A 16284-nucleotide genomic window follows, 5' to 3' on the forward strand; every position below is an offset into this window, starting at 1 on the left:
ATCATGTGGTGTGTACACACCCGACTGTGCGGAACGACGTCGCTCTCGACCGGTGACGGGGCGGTGATCGAGTTCGGCGACGAGCGTCGCCGCACTCGAGTGCCCGTTCGTGCGTTGCCCCGATCGCGTCGCCGTCGATCAGTGGGCCGCCGGTCGTTCCGCGGGCGGCAACTGCACCGTCTCGACGATCGGTTCGTCGAACGGAAGCCGCATCCGGAGATCGTTCCCGCTTCGATCGATCGTCTCGAACCCCATCCGTCGGTAGACGTGTACCGCCCGCTCGTTCGTGGCGTCGACGTCGAGCACGAGCGCCTCGTGGCCCGCGTCGGCGGCGTAGGCGATCACGTGCCGACAGAGTTCGGTCCCGATGCCGCGGTCGTGGTACGCCGGATCGACGAAGACGACGAACTGGGGTTCCACGCTCGAGCACGGCGAGTAGGCCGCGTGGCCGACGACCGACCCGTCGTGGACGGCCACGACGTTGAAGCCGCGTTCGACCAGGCGCTCGAGCCACGAGGCGATGCGCTCGCGGCCGACGGGCGGAACGCCCATCGATCGGTGGGGTTCGGGATAGTCGACGTACATCGAGGCGAGCGCGTCGAAACGCGGTGGCTCGAACGGTTCGACCAGGATCGGTTCGCCGTGCTTGTCGACGAACCGGGGACAGCGAGGGGGACAGCCCGTCGCCCCTTCACAGTCTCCCGGGTCCCAGGCGGGGCAGGTGTCGATCGTCATCGGCGGTCACGGGTGTGAATTGGGCCCACACGTTCATCACTCTCGTCCCGTTTATGTATGGGTTTTATACAAGTCGGCCGGTGAGAGAGCGGTCACCCGTCGCGGTGCGGACGACTCGTCGCTACGGTTCACCCTCGGGACTGACGGTCACTACGGGCCTGTCGGTTCCGAGGATGACCGACTGCGTGACGCTGCCGAAGATGACCTTCCCCGTCGGCGTGCGTTTCCGTCCCGAGAGGCAGATCATGTCCGCGTCCGTCTCGTCGGCCGCGGCGATCAGTTCGGGTGCCGGTTCCCCGCTCGCCTCGTAGTACTCGTAGTCGACGCCGCGTTCGTCGAACGACGCTGCGACGTGCCGGACGCCGTCGAGTTGCTGGACCGATCGCCCCTCGGGGTTCTCCTGGAAGACGTGTGCGAGTATCGCCGTGATTTCGTCGGCCGCACCCGGCATGGACTCGATCGTCGACGCCTGTGTGGTCGCCCGTTCCACGTCGGTGTCGAGTCCGACCAGTATCCGGTACATGCCCTGTGGGTCGTTCGCACGATGCATAACGATCGGCCGCTACTTGTCCGGGTTTTATACCATCCCGATCCGCGGTGAGTCGCCGTCCGTCGGCCCCGTCATCGTCGGATCCGTCGGCGTCCGGAGTCCCGTGACGAGGCCCGATCGCCGGGCGTCGTTCTGTACCGTTCGGGCGCGATTCGTTCGGGTCACGGGCCGGACTCGGAGAGTCTTGCCGGCAGTTAACATATAAAACCACGACAAACGGGGGTCTATTTTTATGAGCTATTATAATTATATACTGCACGTATGACCAAGGGTGGCACGGGTCACGGCCGGAGGCGAGACGTTCTCAAAGCAATAACTGCGGGAAGCGTCGCCGGACTGACTGGGTTGGCCGGTTGTGTCGGCGATCCGGAAGAGGTCTCGGAGGGTGACGACGGGGAGTTCGATACGGTCCAGTTCGGCGTCCTCGAGCCGTTCACGGGCGAGTTCAGTGACCTCGCCGAAGAGCGACACCAGGGGACCGAACTCGCGATCCAGCAGATCAACGAGAGCGACGAGTACGACTTCGAAATCGAGTACAGCGAGTACGACACGCAACTCGATCCGGCGACGGCGACGCAGCGGGCCCAGGAGGCGGTCCAGTCCGACGACGCGGGGTTCATTACCGGCTGTATCTCGAGTTCCGCCGCGCTCGCGATCAACGATTTCGCGCTCGAGAACGAGGTGGTGTACACGCCGGGCGCGGCCGACGTCTCGATCACGGGGGACAACTGCAACGAGTACGTGTTCCGGTTCGAGACGAACACCGCACAGATCGCCGAGGCGATGGCCCAGTGGACCGCCGACGAACTCGGCGATCGGATCTTCTACCACATTGCGGACTACGCCTACGGCGAGTCGGTCCTGAACGAGGTCGAGACGCGGATGGAGTCGATCAGCGACTCCTACGAACAGGTCGACGTGACCCGATCGGACCCGGGGTCGACCGACTTCGAGGCGTTCATCAGCCAGATCACCAACGCGACCGACGACGCCGACGCGCTCGTCGTGGGGATGACCGGTGCCGACCTCGCGATTTTCCTCTCGCAGGCCAGCGAGCGCGGGCTCCAGGACGACATTCCGATCGTGACGACGACGGGATCGTTCCGCGCCGTGCGGGCCGGTGCCGGCGCGGGTGCGTACAACACCTACAGCGGGGTTCGATACGTGCCCAGCATCGAGACCGGTGACAACCAGGCGTTCGTCGAGGCGTACGAGTCCGAGTACGACGCCGTCCCGGACAACTTCTCGCGCGTCGGCTACGAGTCGATCCGGATGGTCGCGAACGGGATCCGCGAGGCCGGATCGCGCGATCCGACGACGGTCGCGGAGACGCTCTCCGGACTGGAACACGAGACGATCTTCGGCCCGAACGAGTTCCGGGAGTGCGATCAGCAGGCGATGAATCCCGTCTGGATGGGCGAGTGCGTCGAACCGGACGGCGGCGACCTCGCGGACGTCGAACTCCTGACGGACCTCTCCGGGGAGGACGCGGCACCTGACTGTGAGGACACCGACTGTGGCCTGTAACGAGTGTGGAGCTGTTTCCAGATAACCATGCTCGGAGAACTCTTCCAGGTCCTGTTCGACGGGTTGACGATCGGCGTCGCCTACGTGTTGCTCGCCGCCGGACTGTCGGTCATCTTCGGCGTCATGCACGTCATCAACTTCGCCCACGGGGAACTGTTCGCGCTCGGGGCGTACTTCGCGCTCGCACTCGTCGCCCCGTTCGGTGGGGCCGGCTTCTTCCTCGCGTTGCTCGTCGCCCCGCTGCTGGTCGGCGTCGTCGGCGTCGCGATCGAACGCTACACGGTGCGGCCGCTGTACGGTCGGAATCCCCTCTATCACATCCTGCTCACGTTCGGCCTGGTGCTGGTGATAAACGACCTGATATACCTCGTCTGGGGGACGGGGAGCACCAGCCTCGCCCTGCCGGCGGTGCTCTCGGGATCGATCGACGTACTCGGGCTCAATACCAGCGTCTACAACGTGTTCATCATCGTCTTCGGGAGCGTCGTGGCGCTGGCCGTCTGGGCGGTCCTCGAACACACGAAGTACGGGCTGATCATCCGGGCCGGGTCCCAGGACCGGCAGATGGTTCGGAACCTCGGGATCGACATCGATCGGTACTACTCGCTGGTCTTCGGCGGGGGTGCGGCGCTCGCCGCCGTCGCGGGCATCATCCTCGGCGGCTACAGGACGGTCAGCCCGGGGATGGGGATGTCGATCATCATTCCGGCGTTCGTCGTCGTCGTCCTCGGCGGCCTCGGCAGCTTCAGGGGCGCCGTCGTCGGCGGTCTCCTCGTCGGGATCATCCAGACGTTCCTGCGTACCTACGTCCCGTTCTTCGAGGGACTGGTGATCTTCCTGCTGATGATCGCCGTCCTCCTCTTTCGGCCCCGCGGACTGTTCGGCGTCGAATTCGAAGAAGAGGGCGGCGGCGACCTCCTGACCGGCACCGACGGCGGGATACTCGACCCGCGGACCCGGACCCGCCTCGGACTCGCGGTGGTCGGCGTGCTCGCGGTGGTTCCCCTCGGGGTTGGGACGCTGTACTCGTCGTACGCGGTCACGTTCGTGATCGAGGTCCTTATCTGGGCGCTGTTCGCGCTCAGTCTGGACTTCGTGATGGGCTACACGGGACTGGTCTCGCTCGGCCACGCGCTGTTCTACGGGCTCGGGGCTTACGCGGTCGCGATCGCCTTGCTCTACGTGAGCGGTTCCGCGATCGTCGCGATCGGGTTCGCGATCGTCGTCTCCGCGGCGATCGCCTGGTTCGTCGGCTACCTCTCGATCCGCGTCTCCGGGGTCTACTTCGCCATGATCACGCTCGCCTTCGCCGAGTTGTTCTACAACGCCCTGTACCGGGACCCGCGCGGGCTGACCGGCGGTTCGGAGGGCCAGTTCGGGCTCTCGACGTACTACGGGATCGCCGGGATGGGAGTCTCGCTCGACGACGTCGCGCTCTTTCTCGGTCCCGTCGTACTGACCGGGCAGTCGCTGTTTTACTACATCGCGCTCGCGAGTCTGGTCGCCGCGTTCCTGCTTACCAGGCGGATGCTCGAGTCGCCGTTCGGCGCGGTGCTCAAGTCCATCCGCGAGAACGAGCAGCGGGCGACGTTCCTCGGCTACGAGACGACCGTCTACAAGCGGCGCGCGTTCGTCGTCAGCGGCGCGCTGGCCGGCGTGGCCGGCGGGCTCTTCACCCTCAACGCGGGGTACGCGACGCCGTCGTTCGCCTACTGGCTCCACTCCGGCGAGGTGATCGTGATGGTCATTCTCGGGGGGCTGGGAACGCTCTACGGTCCGATCGTCGGCGCGGCGGTGTTCTTCGGCCTCGAGGGGATACTCACGGACTTCACGGGCAGGTGGCGGCTGGTGCTCGGGACGATCTTCGTCCTGTTCGTCATCTTCCTTCCGCGCGGACTGGTGTCGCTCCCGGCCCAGGTCGCCCCGTACGTGATGGGCGGCTCCGGTCCCGGCCCGGACGCCACCGAACCCACGCCGGACGAACCGGGCGTCAGAGGTGACGACTGATGGCTATGGAAACGACCACATCCGAACGATCGACGACCGACGAACCGATCCTCCGGACGGAGAACCTCGTCAAGAAGTTCGGCCAGTTCACGGCGACCGATCGGGTCGACCTGACGGTGAGACGGGGCGAGTTCCGGTGCATCATCGGCCCGAACGGCGCGGGCAAGACCACGCTGTTCAACCTCGTCAGCGGTGCGCTCCCCGTCACCGACGGGTCGATCTACTTCGACGGCGAGGAGATCACCACCCTGTCGCCCTCGCAGCGAGTGCGCCGCGGGATCGGCCGCTCGTTCCAGATCTCGAACATCTTCGGCGGACTCACCGTGCGCGAAAACGTCAGGCTCGCCGCGCAGTCGATCGGCCGCGACCAGTACAACGCCGTCGAATCGCTGTTCAAACCGACCGACCGGTACGACGAGATGAACGACCGGACCGATCGGATCCTCGACCGGGTCGGCCTCGCCGACGTCGCCGACGAAACGGCGGACGCGCTCGCCTACGGGGACAAGCGACGGCTCGAGATCGGGGTCGTGCTCGCGACCGACCCCGATCTCGTCCTGTTCGACGAACCGACCGCCGGCATGAGCGTCGAGGAGACCCAGGAGACGATCGACCTGATCGAGGAGGTGCTGGTCGACCAGACGCTGTTGCTCATCGAGCACGACATCGAACTCGTGATGGAACTCTCCGATCGAATCACCGTGTTGAATCGCGGGCAGATCCTCGCCGAGGGGACGCCCGAAGAGATCGCCGAGAATCAGGACGTACAGGACGCCTACCTCGGGGGGATGGTCGAATGAGCGACGAGCCGTTGCTCTCGGTCGATCGGGTCGACGCGGGGTACGGCGAGACGCAGGTGCTCCGGGACCTGTCGCTGTCGGTCGAGGAAGGCGAAATCGTCTCCCTGGTCGGTCGAAACGGCGCGGGGAAGACGACGACGCTGCGGACTATCATGGGCATCCTCACTCCCTCGAGCGGGCAGGTCACGTACCGTGGCGAGGACGTTTCGATGCTCGACGCGACGACGACGGCACAGCGCGGGGTCGCGCTCGTACCGGAAGAACGACGGATCTTCCCGGAACTCTCGGTCAGGGAGAACCTGGAACTCGCCGACCACGGCGGGGCGTCCGGCGTCGATTCGCTGTCGGTCGAGGCGGCGCTCGACACGTTCGAGAACCTGCAGGCGCGCGCCGGGAACCCCGGGTCGTCGCTGTCGGGGGGCGAACAGCAGATGCTCGCGATCGCGCGCGCCCTCGTCGGCGGTGCCGACCTCGTCCTGCTCGACGAACCGACCGAAGGGCTCGCACCCTACATCGTCCAGGACGTGATGGACATCGTCGCCGACCTCAACGAGCGGGGGATCACCGTCCTGCTCGTCGAACAGAACGTCCACGTCTGCCTCGAACTCGCCGATCGCAACTACGTGATCAACCAGGGCGAGATCGTCTACGAGGGCACCTCGGACGATCTTCGGGAGAGCGAGGAGGTCCTCGACAGGTACCTCGGCGTCACCGCGTAACCTTCGGGAACCGCATTCCGGCCCCTTCTGCCGGACGATCCGTCCTCACGGCTTGTAGACGCGACCGCGGAACGTCGCGACCCGATCGTCCCCGTCGTCGGTGACGACGACCTCGAACTCGGCGGTGCGGCCGCCGTCGTGGGTCTCCTCGGCGGTCGCCGTGAGGACGGTTCCGACGTCGACGGCGTCGAGGTAGGAGACGTTCGTCTCGAGGGCGACCGCCGTCTCCCCGTACGAGTTCGAGGCGGCGGCGAACGCGGCGTCGGCGAGCGAGTAGATCGCACCGCCGTGGGGCGTTCCGTGGAAGTTCGTCAGGTCGTCGGTGATCTCGAGTCGCGTCCGCGCACGTCCCGGTTCGAGGTCGACGAGGTCGATCCCGAGCGTCTCGCAGTAGGGGTCGCTCTCGATGTGGCTGCGGATGGCCTCGGTGTCTGTCATATCGTCTCACACTGACGTCCACGAAAATGTATCTACTGGATCCGGAACCTCGTCATCCGATCGGCCGACGGCCAGTCGATCCGAAAGCCGATCGCTTGCCGCCAGTCGATCCGAACTCCTACCGGTAGATCTGCCGGAACAGCGCCGCTTCGCCGCGGCGGAGTCGCTCGAGAAACGCCGACTTGCTGATCCCGAGTTCCGCGGCGACCTCCTCGGAGGTCGTCTCGCGCGGGATCGCGAAGTACCCCATCTCGAGGGCGGTGCGAATGCACTCCTCCTGGGCCGGCGTGAGATCCCACCGCTGACTGGGCGACTCCGTCGCTTCGGACTGGAGCGGATAGACCCGCTCGAGTTTGACGCCGACGGTGTCGCCGGCCGCCTCCATGACGCCCTTGAGGACGTCTCGGCCGACGACCGCGCCGAAGATCATCGCCGCGCCGTCCCGGTATCGCAGCGTCTCGACGATCAGTCCTCCGTCGATCAGTCGGTGGACGACGCAGGGCTGTTTCGACAGGCACCGGTACCGGTTCCGACCGTCGGTCTTCGAGACGTGCAGATACGAGATCCGTTCGTCCTCGTCTAAGACCGCCGTCAGCCGATCGCTCGTCGGGGAACTGAACTGCAGGAGGTCGTAGCCGTCGCTCCGGCGCTGTGGCGGTTGGGCGCTGATCTCGACGTCGACGGAAGCCGCCTGTGACGCCTCCGCGAGCGGACAATCGTCGTTTTTGACCCGAAATTCGACCGCGAGACATTCGTCGATCATCCCGATCGTCTACACGCGTCTCTCTCGCCCCGATACTTAAAACCTCGTTATATGGCGGTCAATTTCTAAGGGTCTATCCGTCGTGTATTTTCGTGAAACAATGGAGCTCGACACAGTGAAAGATCGGGCGGGGCCGCGGGAGTTCAGCCCCGCCGACGATCTCCCCGAGGAGTACCGGAAGGCGGCGACGCGGATGATCGAATTCCACGCCAACAGCGAGATCATGGGCGCGTACCTTGAGCGGCCGTTCATCCGCCAGGCGCCGAGTATCGATCGGAAACTGGCGTTCTCGGCGAAGGTCCAGGACGAGATCGGCCACGGTCAGTTGCTCTACCGCGCCGCCGAATCGCTCGGCGTCAAGACCCGCGAGGAGATGCTCGACGACCTGGCCAACGGCGACGGAAAGTTCCTCAACTGCTTTCACTACCCGATGGAGTCGTGGCCCGAGACGGCGATGATCGCCTTCTTCGTCGACGGCGCGGCGATGCGTCGCCAGGCCACGCTCCGGCGGACGAGCTGGGAACCGTACGCCCACGCGATGGACAAGGTGTGTTTCGAAGAAGGGTTCCACGTCAAACACGGCGAGGACATCCTCGCAACGCTGATGAGCGGTTCGCGGAAGGAACAGCGGATGACCCAGGAGGCCTTCGAGACGTGGTGGCCCCGCATCATCCAGTTCTTCGGGCCGACCGACGACAAGAGCACGCACCACGACTTCGCGGCCTCGGTGGGGCTGAAACAGCAGTCCAACGACGAACTCCGGACTGCTTTCCTCAACCAGTACATCCCCAAGGCGGAGAAGTACGGCCTCGAGATTCCCGACGAGCCCCGCATCCGCGAGAACGACGAGGGCGATTACGAGGTCGTCGAGAGCGACCTCGCCTGGGACGAGTTCTTCACGATCGCGAAGAACGAGTACGAACCCGGGCTCGGCCAGATCGACGGCCGCAAGGCCGCACAGGAGGCCGTCCAGTGGGTCCGCGACACGATCGAATCCGACGCCACAGCCGCCGGCGGCCACGCGCCGCAGGCGGCCGACTGATCATGATCTGGGAAGTGTTCCGACAGGAGAAGACCGGGGAGTACCACACCCACTGCGGCAACGTCCACGCGCCCGATCGGGAGATGGCCAAGCAGTTCGCCGCCATCCAGCACGGCCGGCGCAAGCCCACGAATAGCCTCTGGGTCGTCCCGCGGGACGAGGTCGGCGAGATCGACGCCGAGGACGTCGCCTTCGGCGGGACGACGGACAAGAGCTACCGCTGGGCGACGGCGTACAGCACGACCGGGCAGGACGCCCGCGAGGTCATCGAATCGGAGGACGAACAGGCGACGGCCGAACGACAGCGGGGTGACGACTGATGTCGCCGACGCTCGACGATCCCGCCGACCTCGACGAGCGCGAACGCACCGCGCTCGAAACCCTGCTGAAGCGACTGGGCGACGACGAGTTCGTCCTCGCCGAACGGTACACGGAGTGGCAGGTCCGCGCGCCCAGCCTCGAGTCCGACCTCGCGCTGGCGAACAACGCGCAGGACGAACTCGGCCACGCCCGCCTGTGGTACGACGTGCTCGCCGACCTCGGCTTCGAGGAGCGCGACCTGGTGTACGAGCGCGACCCCGAGGACTTCCGGCACAGCACGCTCGTCGAGCGGCCGTTCGCGGAGGGCGACTGGGCCGACGCCGTCCTCCGATCGTACTGCTACGACGTCGCCGAGGACCTCCGTCTCGGGGCGCTGGAAGACTCCTCGCACCCGAAGGTCGCCGATCGCGTCGGCAAGATCCGGAGCGAAGAGGAGTACCACCGCGAACACGCCCAGAACTGGCTCGATCGCCTCGCCGACGGCGAGGAGGGCCACGAACGCCTGCAGGACGCGCTCGATCGGCTGTTCCCGCACGCGCTGACATTGTTCGAACCGTGCGCGCCGCCACGCGGCGCGAGTGCGAGCGGTGATGAACCGCGAGCAGTGGACGTCGAGGCGGACATCGTCGACCTCGGCCTTCGCGACACGACCCTCGAGGAACTGGGCGAGGAGTGGCTGTCGATCGTCGTTCCGTACCTCGAGTCCCTGGATCTCACCGTTCCCGCGAGCGGCCGATCGGACGCGGACACCGACGAGTTCGAGTTCGAAGTTACCCGCGAGATGCTCCCCGAGGCGCGCGGCCGGGACGGTTCCCACACCGACGCGTGGTTCGACCTCTACGACGAGTTCACGCACACGTACCGCGACCTCGGGCGAAGCGACACGACGAAAATCATGGACACCCCAGAATGAGCGGCGAGAGTCCGGCCCCAGGCGCGAAATCGAACTTCACCTCCGATCCGGAGGTCGAGGCGACGCCCTGCGCGTACACCGACTACCGGGAGGGCGAGACGATCGACGACCTCCCGGCGACGGGCGAGGACGCGACCGGCGTCGAGGCCGACGTGTGGGACGCCCTCTACGGGATCGAGGACCCCGAGATGCCGATCAGCATCGTCGACCTCGGGCTGATCTACGGCGTCACCGTCGCGGACGGCGTCGCGACCGTCGACATGACGCTGACCTACTCGGGCTGTCCGGCCCGGGACATGCTCACCGACGAGGTCGAGACGCGTGTCGGCGCCGTCGACGGCGTCGCCGACGTCGACCTGCGACTGGTGTGGAGTCCGGGCTGGACCGTCGAGATGGTGACCGAACGGGGCAAAGACGATCTGCGGGAGTTCGGGCTGAGCATATGAGACGCACTCCGGATCCCAGCGTGACGACGAGCGGCGACGACAGCGGCGCGGAGTGCCCCTACTGCGAGTCGACCAACACGGTCCGCGAACACCCGAAAGGACCGTCGCTCTGTCGGTCGATGCACTACTGTCACGACTGCGAACAGCCCTTCGAGAAGTTCGAGTAGCCGTGGTCGCCTCCCGAAAGTCACTCGACCTGGTACGCCGTCGATTCCTGACTTCCAGTCGAACGAAGAGTTTTGATACTCGATTACGTGTATGAGAAACGAACACATGTCTGCGACTGTCGAACGAACGTCCCGTGAGGAGTTACGGGAGTTACAGAACGAACGGCTCCGCGAAACCGTAGCGCGCGCCTACGAGCGCGTCCCGTTCTATCGCGAGACCCTCGACGAAACCGGCGTTTCGCCGTCGGATATCGAAACGGTCGACGACCTTCGGGATCTGCCGTTTACGACTAAATCCGACTTCCGTGACGAGTATCCGGATGGGCTGTTCGCCGTCGACGACGAGGAGATCCGCCGTATCCACGCCTCCTCCGGCACCACCGGCAAGCCGAAGATCGTCGCCTACACCGCCGCCGACCTCGACCGCTGGAACGAGGTCATGGCGCGATCGATGGCGGCGGCGGGCATCGAACGGGGGGAGACGTTCCAGAACGCCTACGACTACGGGCTGTTCACGGGCGGGCTCGGATTCCACGGCGGCGCGGAGGAACTCGGGACGACGGTGATCCCCGCGAGCAGCGGGAACACCCAGCGACAGGTCGAACTCGCGCGCGATCTGGGGAGCGACGCGATCGGCTGTACGCCGTCGTACGCGCTGTATCTCGCCGAGACGGCCGAAGAGATGGGCGTCGACCCGCGGAACCTGTCGATCTCGACGGTTCTCTACGGAGCGGAACCCTGTACCGAACCGATGCGCGAGGAGATCGAAACGCGGCTCGACGCGACGGGGATCGAGAACTACGGCCTCTCCGAACTGATCGGGCCGGGCGTCGCCGTCGAGTGCCACGAGGCCCAGGCGGGGATGCACATATGGGAGGACCACTTCTACCCCGAGGTGATCGACCCGCAGACCGGCGAGGTGCTCCCCGAAGGCGAAGAGGGCGAACTCGTGTTGACGTCGCTGACGAAAGAAGCGCTTCCGGTACTCCGGTATCGCACCGGCGATCTCACCGCTCTCACCGCGGAGGAGTGTGACTGTGGCCGGACGATGGTCCGGATGGACAGCGTCACCGGTCGCGCCGACGACCTCCTCATCGTCCGCGGGGTCAACCTCTACCCCAGCCAGATCGAGGACGTCGTCCTCGAGTTCGACGCGGTTGCCCCCCACTACCGGATCGACCTCTACCGGGAGGACGCCCTCGATCGGTTCGAACTCACGATCGAACTGGTGGCGGGCTTTGCCGGTGACAGGGACCGACTTCGTACGGACGTCCTCGCACGGCTACAGAACGCGCTGTCGATCACGCCCGATACGCTCGAACTTGTCGAACACGGGTCGATCGAGCGCACCGAGGTCGGGAAGGTAAAGCGCGTCTACGACCACCGGTAACGACGTCGGGGCAAACGGGTCCACTATCTGGCACATTTATTATCGCTCGGCGGCCAACCGTGTTGCATGGACATCGAAGCCTTCTTCGAAGGCATGCCGTTCGCATCCTTGCTCGGAATCGACGTGACGGAGTGTGCCGACGGCCACGCCGAGGGGCGCCTGGAGATGACGGAGGAACTCTCGTGGAACGAGGAGGAGTTGATGGCCCACGGTGGCGTCACCTTCACGCTCGCGGACACCGTCGGCGGGGCCGCGCTGGTCTCGCTGGTCGACCAGCCCGTGCCGACGATCGACATGCGGATCGACTACCTCAGCGCCGGAACGGGTGACCTCTACGCGGAGGCCGACGTCGTCCGCTGCGGGAACGACGTCGGCGTCGTCGACGTCGACGTCTACGCCACCGAAGACGGCGAGACTCCGTCGGAGTCTCGGGAAGACGGCGAAGCCGTCGGTACCCACATCGCCGACGCACGCGGCGTTTACAAGACCGGGTGATTCGGTCTCCCCGTGCGGTCGGTGCCGACACCGAACCGGGGATGCGGATCGTCGACCCGCTCGCCCGATCGCTTCCGTCGCCGCGTCGAACCGGACGCGATTTTCGGGACTCCGGCCGCCTCTCCAGCGGTCGTTTTGGGGTATGCACTGCATCCCAGGTCGACCGCACCCGTTCGAGCAAGTAAAACGACCGTCGGTTCGGCTGTGGCAGTCGTTCTGCGTGCGTCGGCACCCGTCACCGGAACGACTTCGCGTCCACTGAACGCCCGCCCGACGCGATCGGACCCCGGTTTCCGGCGTGTGGCCGGCCGATCACGGATCACGATCGTCTCGTGACGCAGGCATTCGCGTCGTTCGAACGATCTGGTCTGGGGCGACGACGCAGTTCCGTCCCATCGACCGCGTCCTTACAACCATATCGGTGTAATCGGACCGTCTACGGCCGACGGACCGCTGGTTCGGCCGATCCAGTCTTCGTGGTTTCGCCACCGGAGCAAGTGAACCGTTCGGATATCTCGAACGCAAGCAGCGTGCGGTCGACGACGGCCGGTGGCGTCGAGCGATCCCGCCGCTCCTTGCGCCCCTTCGAGTACTCAGGCGGAGAGAGGAGCTGCGTTCTTCCAGAACAAAAACTAAACCGTCCCTCCTACGATACAGGGACATGGAAGACAGCCCTCGATCGAATCGCCCGGTCACGACGACCGAGTCGTCCATCCGAATCCTCGAACGACTCCAGCGCGATCCCGGGCGGACGCTCGACGAGTTGACCGACGAGCTAGATCTCGCCCGCAGCACGATTCATCGACACCTCCTCACGCTCGAGGACAACGACCTGCTCGTCAGAGAGGACGGGCGGTTCTACCTGGGCCTCCGGTTTCTCGACTTCGGGATCAGCGCTCGCAACCGCGTCCCGTTCTTCGACGTCGGACGGCGGCAGGTCGATCGGCTGGCCGAAGAGACCGGCGAGAAGGTCTGGCTCGTCGCGAAGGAGGGTGATTTCAGCGTGCACCTCTACAAAGCGTCGGGTGAGAGCCCCCTCCGGACGTCCGCCCGCGTCGGACAGCGTCGGTATCTCCACCAGCTCGCCGCCGGCAAGGCCATACTGGCGTCTCTCGACGACGACGAATTCCAGGCCATCGTCGATCGACAGGGACTGTTGCAGATGACGGAGCACACCATCACCGACGTGGACGAACTCCGCGAGGAACTGGACGCGATCCGGGAGCGGGGCTACGCGTTCAACACCGGCGAGTCGATCGAGGGGCTGAACGCGGTCGGTGCACCGATCCGGGACGAAGACGGGACGCCGATCGGCGGAATCAGCATCTCTGGACCTGCAAACCGGGTGAAAGGTGACTACCTGAAAACCGAACTGCCGGACAAACTGCTCGCGGCGATCGACGAGATACACATCAATCTCAGATACAGTTCGACGCGGTAACGGGACGGTCGCGGTTCGTTCGACGGGAGGGCCCGTTTTCCGGGGCCAGCGCACCCACCGCGTGCTCCCGGAAAAAGGCCGACTCGCGTCGACTCCAGTCGTCCGTCTCGACGCCACCTGCGGTCAGTTCGTCGCGACCGGCTGTCCGAGTGTCTTGGACCGCCTCGCGCTCGAATCCGGCACGGTGTTACGGCCGTATGTTTGTAATACAGGGCGTACCTGCCGCCGATCCCGAGACGCGGAGGCCTCTCTCCCAGGTGTCCCGAGTGACCGATTCCGGTCGTATTACGCGGTGTGAGCCCGTAGCGAGTGACTTTTCGAAGCTCGGTACGACTGCGTTCGATCGAAATCCAAGTTATTCGTATCGAACGGGTCCGCCTCCGCGGAGTTCGCTCGAACCGTCTCGTCCACTTCGAGCGAAATCGGTCGGCGATCGGGTTCGTCCTGCGATCTCCCGGTCGTGTTCGATGCGAACGGGTCGCCGTCCCGGTCACTTGGACGGCCGTCGAACGAACGACTCGCTCGCGAACCAGGGTTCGAGTCGATTTCTCGGGTGTCCGTTCCGGCAACGCCTTCTTCTCCGGGACCGGACGTCTCGTGTGTCGGGTCGTGTCGGAATTACTGAAAAGTATTTATTATGCCCGTTCGTGTCGGATGATAGTATATGGCACGCGAAACCTGGGCGAGTCGGATCGGGTTCATACTGGCGGCGGTCGGAAGCGCCGTCGGACTGGGGAACATCTGGCGGTTCCCGTGGATGACGGCGGAGAACGGCGGGAGCGCGTTTCTGCTGATGTACTTCCTCATCGTGCTCGGTATCGGCGTTCCGGGACTGCTGACGGCGTTCGTCATCGGCCGTCGTTCGAGGCGGAACCCGGTCGGTGCGTTCAAATCACTGAAGGGATCACGCGCGTGGACGGTCCTCGGCGTGCTGTGTGTCGTGACGTCGATCGTGTTGATTTCGTTCTACAGCGTCGTCGGCGGCTGGATCCTCCGCTATTTCGTCGAGAGTTTCACGGGTGCGTACTTCGCCGATCCCGGCGCTCACTTCGAGACGATCAACTACGGCACGAACGCCTTCCTGTACCAGGTCGCGTTTCTCGGAATGACCGCCCTCATCGTGATGGCCGGCGTGAGAAGAGGCATCGAGTCGGCGACGAAGTTCATGATGCCGGGCATCGCAGTCCTGCTCGTCGGCCTGGCGATCTGGGCCTCTCGACAGCCGAACGCGATCGACGGCTACCAGTTCTACCTGGCGTTCGACGGGGCGTACCTCGCCGACAACTTCCTCGCAGTTCTCGGTTCGGCCGCCGGCCAGGCGCTCTTTACGCTCTCGATCGGCGGCGGGACGATGCTCACGTACGCGTCGTATATCGACGACGAGCGATCGCTTCCGTTCGACGCGACGATGATCGCCGGCCTCAACCTCGGTATCGGGGTCCTGGCGGGACTCGTCGTGTTTCCGCTCCTCTTTTCGTTCGCCGGGGGACCGACGGGTGGCGGACCCGGTGCGCTCTTCGTGAGCATCGCCGGTGGCTTCGCCAATCTCCCCGCGGGACGACTCTTCGGGGCGGCGTTCTTCCTCGTCGTCCTGCTCGCTGCCATCACCAGTTCGATAAGCATCCTGGAGATTCCCGTCGCCTTCGTCGTCGACGAATTCGACGTCGAGCGATCGATGGCGACCCGGGGACTGTTCGTTCTGGTCGTGGTCACGGGTGCCCTGAACGCCTTCAACGCGGACGTGTTCGCGCTCTTTGCCGACCAGCTCGTGGACCTCCTGCTGACGCTCGGTCTGGTCGGGTTCATGTTCTACGCGGCGTGGGTGCTCGGAGCGGACGCCATCCAGGAGTATCTCACCGGCGCAGGATCGCTCTCCCGACCGTTCGCCAGTTCGTGGCGGTACGCGATCGGAACGGTGTTCCCGACGTTCCTCCTCTTTACGTTCTACTCCGACGCGCTGAGCCTGGCAGGGTACGTACCGAGTACGGCCGCGGTTGCGATCGGTGCCCTCGTAACGACCGTTCTGGTCGTCCTGCTCGTGGTCTGGTCGGAACGGGGCGTCCTCCCCGGGAGCGTCGAAGCCGCGGACTGATACGGATCGTTGTAACGTTTTACCGGTGATCGCCGCCCCGGTCGGGCGGTCACCGGTGAAGAATCACGACGGACCGTACGAGCGCTCGGCCGGTGTTCTCGGACCACCGTTTTTACCGGGACGACCGACGCGGCGATCCAGCCCTTTCCCGGTCGGCCCAATGGTCGCCGGCCCCCGTCGTCCATTACCGGGTGATATTGAGAGCTTGTCTCACAGAACTATTAAGTGCCGTCTCGGTAATTGTATCTCATATGGCAACCGCCAGTACGCAGGAGGTTCGCGCCGCGATCGAGTCGCTTCGACGTCTCGGGGCCAGTATCGCGATCTTCCTCTGTACAGTTACACTGGCGGACGTCGCTCCGATGCGAGGCGGGAAACGCACTCGCGTCGGACACGTTCTCTGGGGATAACTCGCGGGATTCGTTCCCACCGATCCCG

At 65.1% G+C, this 16284-nt stretch carries 19 protein-coding genes; 14 read left to right on the forward strand and 5 right to left on the reverse strand.

Annotated elements, in window-relative coordinates; genetic code table 11:
• Positions 1-138: 138 nt before the first annotated feature.
• From MUN73_RS05380 to MUN73_RS05390, 3 genes are all read right to left on the reverse strand, one after another.
• The gene (locus tag MUN73_RS05380; RefSeq protein ID WP_250139404.1) at positions 139-735 is read right to left on the reverse strand and encodes a GNAT family N-acetyltransferase; all 597 of its coding nucleotides are present in this window, start codon (positions 733-735) and stop codon (positions 139-141) included.
• A 121-nt stretch (positions 736-856) separates the two neighbouring features.
• Positions 857-1258: a universal stress protein gene (locus MUN73_RS05385; protein ID WP_250139405.1), complete on the reverse strand. Its 402-nt coding sequence runs from the start codon at positions 1256-1258 to the stop codon at positions 857-859.
• Between the two features lie 54 nt (positions 1259-1312).
• The gene (locus MUN73_RS05390; RefSeq protein ID WP_250139406.1) at positions 1313-1450 is read right to left on the reverse strand and encodes a hypothetical protein; all 138 of its coding nucleotides are present in this window, start codon (positions 1448-1450) and stop codon (positions 1313-1315) included.
• Between the two features lie 96 nt (positions 1451-1546).
• On the opposite strand from MUN73_RS05390, the gene MUN73_RS05395 reads away from it, so the two are divergent.
• The 4 genes from MUN73_RS05395 to MUN73_RS05410 are packed head-to-tail and all read left to right on the forward strand — an operon-like array spanning position 1547 to position 6338.
• Complete coding sequence (locus MUN73_RS05395; protein ID WP_250139407.1) at positions 1547-2812, forward strand: ABC transporter substrate-binding protein; 1266 nt, start codon at positions 1547-1549, stop codon at positions 2810-2812.
• 27 nt (positions 2813-2839) lie between these two features.
• Positions 2840-4819: an ABC transporter permease gene (locus tag MUN73_RS05400; RefSeq protein ID WP_250139408.1), complete on the forward strand. Its 1980-nt coding sequence runs from the start codon at positions 2840-2842 to the stop codon at positions 4817-4819.
• Entirely contained in the window at positions 4819-5619 is an 801-nt protein-coding gene (locus MUN73_RS05405) for an ABC transporter ATP-binding protein (protein ID WP_250139409.1), read from the forward strand. The genes MUN73_RS05400 and MUN73_RS05405 overlap by 1 nt, the downstream gene beginning before the upstream one ends.
• Positions 5616-6338, forward strand: coding sequence for an ABC transporter ATP-binding protein (locus MUN73_RS05410; RefSeq protein WP_250139410.1), 723 nt, complete (start codon positions 5616-5618; stop codon positions 6336-6338). The genes MUN73_RS05405 and MUN73_RS05410 overlap by 4 nt, the downstream gene beginning before the upstream one ends.
• A 45-nt stretch (positions 6339-6383) precedes the next feature.
• Here the strand turns inward: MUN73_RS05410 and paaI are convergent, their stop codons facing one another.
• Positions 6384-6776: a hydroxyphenylacetyl-CoA thioesterase PaaI gene (gene paaI, locus MUN73_RS05415; protein ID WP_250139411.1), complete on the reverse strand. Its 393-nt coding sequence runs from the start codon at positions 6774-6776 to the stop codon at positions 6384-6386.
• 118 nt (positions 6777-6894) lie between these two features.
• On the reverse strand, positions 6895-7539 hold the full coding sequence (locus MUN73_RS05420) for a helix-turn-helix domain-containing protein (protein WP_250139412.1): 645 nt from the start codon (positions 7537-7539) through the stop codon (positions 6895-6897).
• A gap of 100 nt (positions 7540-7639) precedes the next feature.
• Between MUN73_RS05420 and paaA the strand changes: the two genes are divergently transcribed.
• The 10 genes from paaA (at position 7640) to MUN73_RS05470 (ending at position 16256) form a co-directional block, all read left to right on the forward strand.
• Positions 7640-8581 carry a 1,2-phenylacetyl-CoA epoxidase subunit PaaA gene (paaA, locus tag MUN73_RS05425; protein WP_250139413.1) on the forward strand — a complete coding sequence of 314 codons (942 nt, stop codon included), beginning with the start codon at positions 7640-7642 and terminating at the stop codon, positions 8579-8581.
• Between the two features lie 2 nt (positions 8582-8583).
• The gene (paaB, locus tag MUN73_RS05430; protein WP_250139414.1) at positions 8584-8901 is read left to right on the forward strand and encodes a 1,2-phenylacetyl-CoA epoxidase subunit PaaB; all 318 of its coding nucleotides are present in this window, start codon (positions 8584-8586) and stop codon (positions 8899-8901) included.
• Positions 8901-9815 (forward strand): 1,2-phenylacetyl-CoA epoxidase subunit PaaC, encoded by a 915-nt coding sequence (gene paaC, locus MUN73_RS05435; RefSeq protein ID WP_250139415.1) that lies wholly within the window; start codon positions 8901-8903, stop codon positions 9813-9815. The genes paaB and paaC overlap by 1 nt, the downstream gene beginning before the upstream one ends.
• Entirely contained in the window at positions 9812-10261 is a 450-nt protein-coding gene (gene paaD, locus MUN73_RS05440; protein ID WP_250139416.1) for a 1,2-phenylacetyl-CoA epoxidase subunit PaaD, read from the forward strand. The genes paaC and paaD overlap by 4 nt, the downstream gene beginning before the upstream one ends.
• The gene (gene paaE, locus MUN73_RS05445) at positions 10258-10428 is read left to right on the forward strand and encodes a 1,2-phenylacetyl-CoA epoxidase subunit PaaE (RefSeq protein ID WP_250139417.1); all 171 of its coding nucleotides are present in this window, start codon (positions 10258-10260) and stop codon (positions 10426-10428) included. The genes paaD and paaE overlap by 4 nt, the downstream gene beginning before the upstream one ends.
• Positions 10429-10534: 106 nt before the next feature.
• Positions 10535-11818: a phenylacetate--CoA ligase PaaK gene (paaK, locus tag MUN73_RS05450; RefSeq protein WP_250139615.1), complete on the forward strand. Its 1284-nt coding sequence runs from the start codon at positions 10535-10537 to the stop codon at positions 11816-11818.
• A 66-nt stretch (positions 11819-11884) separates the two neighbouring features.
• A complete protein-coding gene (locus MUN73_RS05455; protein ID WP_250139418.1) occupies positions 11885-12313 on the forward strand; it encodes a PaaI family thioesterase in 429 nt (142 codons plus the stop codon).
• Between the two features lie 661 nt (positions 12314-12974).
• Positions 12975-13754, forward strand: coding sequence for an IclR family transcriptional regulator (locus MUN73_RS05460; protein ID WP_250139419.1), 780 nt, complete (start codon positions 12975-12977; stop codon positions 13752-13754).
• A gap of 664 nt (positions 13755-14418) precedes the next feature.
• Positions 14419-15846 (forward strand): sodium-dependent transporter, encoded by a 1428-nt coding sequence (locus tag MUN73_RS05465; RefSeq protein WP_250139420.1) that lies wholly within the window; start codon positions 14419-14421, stop codon positions 15844-15846.
• Between the two features lie 251 nt (positions 15847-16097).
• Positions 16098-16256, forward strand: a complete 159-nt coding sequence (locus MUN73_RS05470) for a hypothetical protein (protein WP_250139421.1) — start codon at positions 16098-16100, stop codon at positions 16254-16256.
• Positions 16257-16284: the final 28 nt, after the last annotated feature.

The organism is Halosolutus amylolyticus (assembly GCF_023566055.1).
Lineage (GTDB): Archaea > Halobacteriota > Halobacteria > Halobacteriales > Natrialbaceae > Halosolutus > Halosolutus amylolyticus.

Coding starts and splice junctions, on each gene's coding strand:
- MUN73_RS05380 (WP_250139404.1), bottom strand. CDS start 735: ATGACGATCGACACCTGCCCCGCCTGGGACCCGGGAGACTGTGAAGGG.
- MUN73_RS05385 (WP_250139405.1), bottom strand. CDS start 1,258: ATGTACCGGATACTGGTCGGACTCGACACCGACGTGGAACGGGCGACC.
- MUN73_RS05395 (WP_250139407.1), top strand. CDS start 1,547: ATGACCAAGGGTGGCACGGGTCACGGCCGGAGGCGAGACGTTCTCAAA.
- MUN73_RS05400 (WP_250139408.1), top strand. CDS start 2,840: ATGCTCGGAGAACTCTTCCAGGTCCTGTTCGACGGGTTGACGATCGGC.
- MUN73_RS05405 (WP_250139409.1), top strand. CDS start 4,819: ATGGCTATGGAAACGACCACATCCGAACGATCGACGACCGACGAACCG.
- MUN73_RS05410 (WP_250139410.1), top strand. CDS start 5,616: ATGAGCGACGAGCCGTTGCTCTCGGTCGATCGGGTCGACGCGGGGTAC.
- paaI (WP_250139411.1), bottom strand. CDS start 6,776: ATGACAGACACCGAGGCCATCCGCAGCCACATCGAGAGCGACCCCTAC.
- MUN73_RS05420 (WP_250139412.1), bottom strand. CDS start 7,539: ATGATCGACGAATGTCTCGCGGTCGAATTTCGGGTCAAAAACGACGAT.
- paaA (WP_250139413.1), top strand. CDS start 7,640: ATGGAGCTCGACACAGTGAAAGATCGGGCGGGGCCGCGGGAGTTCAGC.
- paaB (WP_250139414.1), top strand. CDS start 8,584: ATGATCTGGGAAGTGTTCCGACAGGAGAAGACCGGGGAGTACCACACC.
- paaC (WP_250139415.1), top strand. CDS start 8,901: ATGTCGCCGACGCTCGACGATCCCGCCGACCTCGACGAGCGCGAACGC.
- paaD (WP_250139416.1), top strand. CDS start 9,812: ATGAGCGGCGAGAGTCCGGCCCCAGGCGCGAAATCGAACTTCACCTCC.
- paaE (WP_250139417.1), top strand. CDS start 10,258: ATGAGACGCACTCCGGATCCCAGCGTGACGACGAGCGGCGACGACAGC.
- paaK (WP_250139615.1), top strand. CDS start 10,535: ATGTCTGCGACTGTCGAACGAACGTCCCGTGAGGAGTTACGGGAGTTA.
- MUN73_RS05455 (WP_250139418.1), top strand. CDS start 11,885: ATGGACATCGAAGCCTTCTTCGAAGGCATGCCGTTCGCATCCTTGCTC.
- MUN73_RS05460 (WP_250139419.1), top strand. CDS start 12,975: ATGGAAGACAGCCCTCGATCGAATCGCCCGGTCACGACGACCGAGTCG.
- MUN73_RS05465 (WP_250139420.1), top strand. CDS start 14,419: ATGGCACGCGAAACCTGGGCGAGTCGGATCGGGTTCATACTGGCGGCG.
- MUN73_RS05470 (WP_250139421.1), top strand. CDS start 16,098: ATGGCAACCGCCAGTACGCAGGAGGTTCGCGCCGCGATCGAGTCGCTT.